The 4,666-nt window shown below is 35.6% G+C and carries 5 protein-coding genes and 1 pseudogene; 1 reads left to right on the top strand and 5 read right to left on the bottom strand.

Features of this window, described 5'->3' with window-relative positions; genetic code table 11:
• A pseudogene (locus ACHUFA_RS10870) lies at positions 1-199 on the bottom strand (protein rep); the annotation flags it as partial.
• A 1,653-nt stretch (positions 200-1,852) separates the two neighbouring features.
• Between ACHUFA_RS10870 and ACHUFA_RS10875 the strand changes: the two are divergent.
• Positions 1,853-2,251, top strand: coding sequence for a hypothetical protein (locus ACHUFA_RS10875; RefSeq protein WP_394406075.1), 399 nt, complete (start codon positions 1,853-1,855; stop codon positions 2,249-2,251).
• Positions 2,252-2,297: 46 nt separating this feature from the next.
• Here ACHUFA_RS10875 and ACHUFA_RS10880 read toward each other — a convergent pair whose 3' ends face one another.
• From ACHUFA_RS10880 to ACHUFA_RS10895, 4 genes are all read right to left on the bottom strand, one after another.
• Positions 2,298-2,447 carry a replication family protein gene (locus ACHUFA_RS10880; protein ID WP_394406077.1) on the bottom strand — a complete coding sequence of 50 codons (150 nt, stop codon included), beginning with the start codon at positions 2,445-2,447 and terminating at the stop codon, positions 2,298-2,300.
• 312 nt (positions 2,448-2,759) lie between these two features.
• Positions 2,760-3,131 (bottom strand): hypothetical protein, encoded by a 372-nt coding sequence (locus ACHUFA_RS10885; protein ID WP_394406079.1) that lies wholly within the window; start codon positions 3,129-3,131, stop codon positions 2,760-2,762.
• Positions 3,132-3,139: 8 nt separating this feature from the next.
• On the bottom strand, positions 3,140-3,772 hold the full coding sequence (locus tag ACHUFA_RS10890; protein ID WP_394406080.1) for a hypothetical protein: 633 nt from the start codon (positions 3,770-3,772) through the stop codon (positions 3,140-3,142).
• A 145-nt stretch (positions 3,773-3,917) separates the two neighbouring features.
• A partial coding sequence (locus tag ACHUFA_RS10895) for a protein rep (protein ID WP_394406083.1) occupies positions 3,918-4,666 on the bottom strand: 749 nt, incomplete at its 5' end.

Genomic DNA, 4,666 nt, shown 5'->3' on the forward strand with positions numbered 1-4,666 from the left:
AAGTACCGTTCTCTTGACGAATAAACCGTAAAGTATCTCCACATGATTGAACCCGTTCAATCATTTTTTTAGGGTAGTTCAAAAGGTCAAACACATCAGCCAATTTCAGACTCATAACTTTCCGTCCTCGCCAATTCCTAGCCTTACCACGTTTGTTTTTATCCAAGAGTACTTGCTCTTGATTATTGATTTCAGTCATGTTATAATTTACCTGTAATTACAAAAAGATACAAAAATCCCTTTGTTTGAAACCTTTCGAATTTTAACTTAAGCACTTAAAATTATAACACGAAAGCGTTCACTCGTAAAGGCGATTTTTTTTTGTTTAAAAACCCAGTAATACCAAGGTTCTAGGTGCTGTCAGCAGAACGTTTTTCGCCCGTGAGTTATCGCCTACTAGTATCAAGATAAGAAGAACTTGCTCCGCAAGTTCAAAAAAAGACCTCTTTTGAGGTCTTTTAAAGGAGCCTTTAGCTCCTTTTTTACTAACTTATTTTAGTGGTACACTTTTTCGACAAAAAGTGTACAGATTCAAAATCGCCGAACTCCGCTGCCTGCCTAGCTTTAAGAGTGGTTTTCATATAGCTATCGACAAATTCTACCCCCCTATTAGAAATAGGGGGTTCTGTTGGAGGAATCATCCGTCAGGCTTCGGTCGTCTAACGCTTCGCGACAACCTCGCCCTTGGACTCTTCCTCCAACTTACTCATTATACCATATTTTTGACACTATTACTTTATCATGCTACAATGAAGGTGCTTAAAAGTTCAAGAAATATAAGCATAAAGAAAACACCTAGATGGCCGTCTAGGTGTTTTTTATTGTGCTTGCTCAAGGCACGCAGGCTAAATTATTTGTCGCGTTTGTTTTGCCACTTGCGAATTAGCCATTCCACAATTAGTTCTGCAACTACGCTGACAAACAACGGTAGCAAAACAAGTTCAAGAAATACTTTCAGCATAAAGTCTCACCTCCCAACTTGCGCTGTTTAGTGAATGCGACTCTGTTATTATAACATGATTATTTTCTAAAATTGTTTATCATAAATTTCAACCCCTCATTCGCTTACTTTATTCCATGTTCTAATTGACAACAAGCAACCTAGGTCGTTAGTCTTTAATGTGTCGTTCGGTCGAACTTCGTTCTGACCAACCGCCCCCTTCTAGTCTAACTTGACCTAGCTTATCGTCAATTAGCTTTCACGGCATAAATCGCTCAGATAGCTCTCAGAGACTTATATTTGCATTTTAAGAGCTGAAAACGTATCTTGGATGCCCCATTATCATTTTTCTCTAAAACGCCGTAGAGGCACCTTAATTCGCGTTATAGATCCATACCCCTTTTTTCGTATCATAGATATAAATTATGTAATAGCACTTTGCGGATTTTACAAATTATCAGCTTAACCTGCAAAGACGGTCCTCTCAGAGAATTTTTTTAGAGATTGTTCAAATCAAAATGGAAGCGTCGTAACACCAGCTCCCGCCTTAGACGGAGAAGGAGCGGTAGGTGTTGCCCGATAGAGGTGGGTACAGACACAAAGGAAAAATCAATTATATCAAGGGTTTAGCGGGACTTTGTGAAAAACAATAGATTTTAGGAGGTTTTAGATAGTGGAAGCACGAGAATTAAAACAAGTTCGTAGATATTTAGGTTTTTCTATTTCCAAATTCGCACACTTGACCTCAATTGATTTTCAGCACTATTTGGCATATAATGAAAGCGGATATATCGATAAAAAGTTATCTAGGTTAGAAAGGAGAAAACGACAAATCCTAAATAACATAACCAATAATGCTCTTGGTTATTATACTTATAACCCTAAGGCGAATACAGTGTATGAGGTGCATAATTGAAAAATAAAACCAAATTAATTCTATTTACATTACTACCAGTAATATCTTTATTATTGCTGGTATCCATTAAATCTTCTGCTAAAGCAGAAGGAACTCCTCTAAATAACAATTTTACAGTTAATAAAATGATTGAAGTGTGGAAAGGAAAATCAAAAGAAGACTTTAATGCCTACTTTGCTGAATATGCAGACGAGCAAAGAGTATTTGCTGGCTCTAAAGAAAGTGGTATCTTCACTTACAAACCTGGCGTTAAACCTTCTGAAATGACTGACTGTGGGGATGGAAGGTATATATTACCTGATGGTACTATAGGAGAATATAGCTCCGAAATAGAAGGAATAAAATCCGCAACCATAGAAGAGGTTAAAAAGAATGTTCAGCCTTATCTAAAATAGAGAAGAGCCTTCAAAGAGGCTCTTCTCTAACTTTTTGTATTAGTTATTATTTTATCAAATAATTTTGCTTGGTCGCATTCCAGATAGCAACAATTTTAGTTCCACTAGACACATCCTCACCATCTTCTGAAGTATGAACTAAGTCTCCGTTTTCTGCATCATCAAAATCTAACTGTTTCTTAATTTGTTTGAACAATCCACCAACCCAATATCAAAAAAAGAGCACCCTTTTTCGCTTGCTTTATTCCATGGTCTAATTGACAACAAGTAACCAAAGGCGGACGTACTTTGTCCGTGTCGGCTCGAAACGCTAATGCCTTTCGGCTCGTCCCGTTCTAGCGTACTTTGCCTTTGCTTATTGTCAATTAGCTTTCACGGCATAAATCGCTCAGAGGGACTCCTAAAATCGTTTCTAAGACACTTTAAAATACCTTGTGAACATTTGGGAACAAAAAGAAAAGACCGACTCACAAATCGGTTTTTTCAGAAGATTTTTTTCTAAGTATAATTACTTATTTTTTTCTTGTATCGCTTCTAGTACTTCTCCTACCGTAGTTGGTTCATCATCACGATAAACAACTGTTTTTTCATCTGGGCTAAGAATTTCTACAACAAAAGGTTCATCAGCTTTCACAGATGTGAAGTACCCTCCCTGATATTCTATAAGTTGGGTATTAGGGTCTTTTGTTTCCAAATCTAAAACAATAGTTTTATCTGTTTTAGCTAATTCCACCATAGTTTTTAAACTTCTATTTATTTCAGTCTTTTTAGATAGTATTTTAGTTTCTTCAGCCCTTGTAGGAGTTCTGGTATTTATCAAGTGAAATACAGAAAAACACCCAATACATAACAATGCTATTATTTTTATTTTTTTTTCCATAAACACCTCTATGAATTAGATACTTCATATTTTGAACCTATAACTGGATCGAATGTATAGTAGAATAACCAAGAATTATCACCGTTTACATATTGCGGAACAATTGATTCTAAAGCAGCTCTATAGGTTCTTGTTCCTTGATATGTCCGATAGGCTTCCCATTCATTTCCTACTAAACCACTATCGCCAATAGAAGTCCACAAAAGCCAAGAACCTGTAGAAGGTTTAGCTTTAAATTTCAATTCAGAAAATCTCCAACCTTTACCAGAAAAAGGTTGAGACCTATAAGTTTCCCCATTAGCTAATATCTTTGGATTTTGCACCGCCTTATCAGGTGAAGCGGATCTAAAAAAAGGAAATGGATACGAAGGTAAAGAAGTGTCTATTGCATCAAGTAAACGGTAATCAGAATATTTCATCAAAGTGCCGTTATTATATTCTACGAGAGATTCATCAAAATTTGAGCTACCATCTATATTTACAATATATCCCCCTTCAGGTAATACTTGAACTATTTGATTTTCATCAACAGCAGAATTAATTATAGACCTATCAATTTCTTTAGGTGTAGCTGCTTTAGCACAAATGCTAAAGCACAATGAACTAATAACAACAGAACAAAAAAGAATAACTTTTTTCATAACAAATTTTCTCCTTTTTTAAAAAAAACAAGGTATTTATTATAACTTTTGATAGATTAAAAGATTACTTATTGTTTCCGTATTTTAATGCCTTTCTATACTTTTTAACCTCACCTCTACTATAGCATAAAATATATTTTTATAGTTAGTATTTTATAAAATAATTTTTTCTATCAAAATCCCAATGAGCTACAATTCTTGTACCTAGCGAAAGTTCATCTCCATCTTCTGATGTGTGAACCAAATCACCGTTTTCGATATCACTCAATTGCATTCTTTTTCTGATTTCTTTGAACAGACCACCATACCCGATTTGACGTTTCTTGTACAAACCTTGGTACAACTCTTCTACTACTTGAGCTTTTTCTAGTTCAATTTCAATAGGTTTCATGGGGTACTTAGCTGTTTCAAGGATTGCCCCTTTTAGACCTTTCCCTTGTGCCTTAACTGCTCGAATATCAACCATAGGAACATAGTCTACCTTAAGTGATTGCGACCACATCTGTCCCCATTCTTCTTGAGATATGTAATTATCCTTGGAATTAAAATAACTAGACTTAACCATAAGTAAAACGTGAATATGCGGGTGGTAAGTATCTTCGTTTTCGTTTCGAGTTACCTCGACCGAACGAAGATACCCAATCAAATTTTTCTGCACTTTAACCCGTTTGAACAACCTATCAAAAGCTTTCGTCAGTTTCGTGAGTATTTCATTCAATTCTGAACCAGACACATTTTTAACTGTTAAAGTCAAAAAGAGAAAGCGCCCTTTCGGCTCTTGTTTAATTGCTTCATCGACAATCTGAGAAGTCTGATAAGAGTATTTCATCGACCGTCTCCAGTTACACATAGGACATAACTTATTCTTACAGAAATAAGCTTGATAAAGTTTTA

The sequence above is a fragment of the Streptococcus hepaticus genome, assembly GCF_043656315.1.
Classification (GTDB): domain Bacteria; phylum Bacillota; class Bacilli; order Lactobacillales; family Streptococcaceae; genus Streptococcus; species Streptococcus hepaticus.

Bases quoted from the DNA above. Each gene is read 5' to 3' on its own strand.
- ACHUFA_RS10890 (WP_394406080.1), bottom strand. From the start codon at position 3,772: ATGAAAAAAGTTATTCTTTTTTGTTCTGTTGTTATTAGTTCATTGTGC.
- ACHUFA_RS10885 (WP_394406079.1), bottom strand. From the start codon at position 3,131: ATGGAAAAAAAAATAAAAATAATAGCATTGTTATGTATTGGGTGTTTT.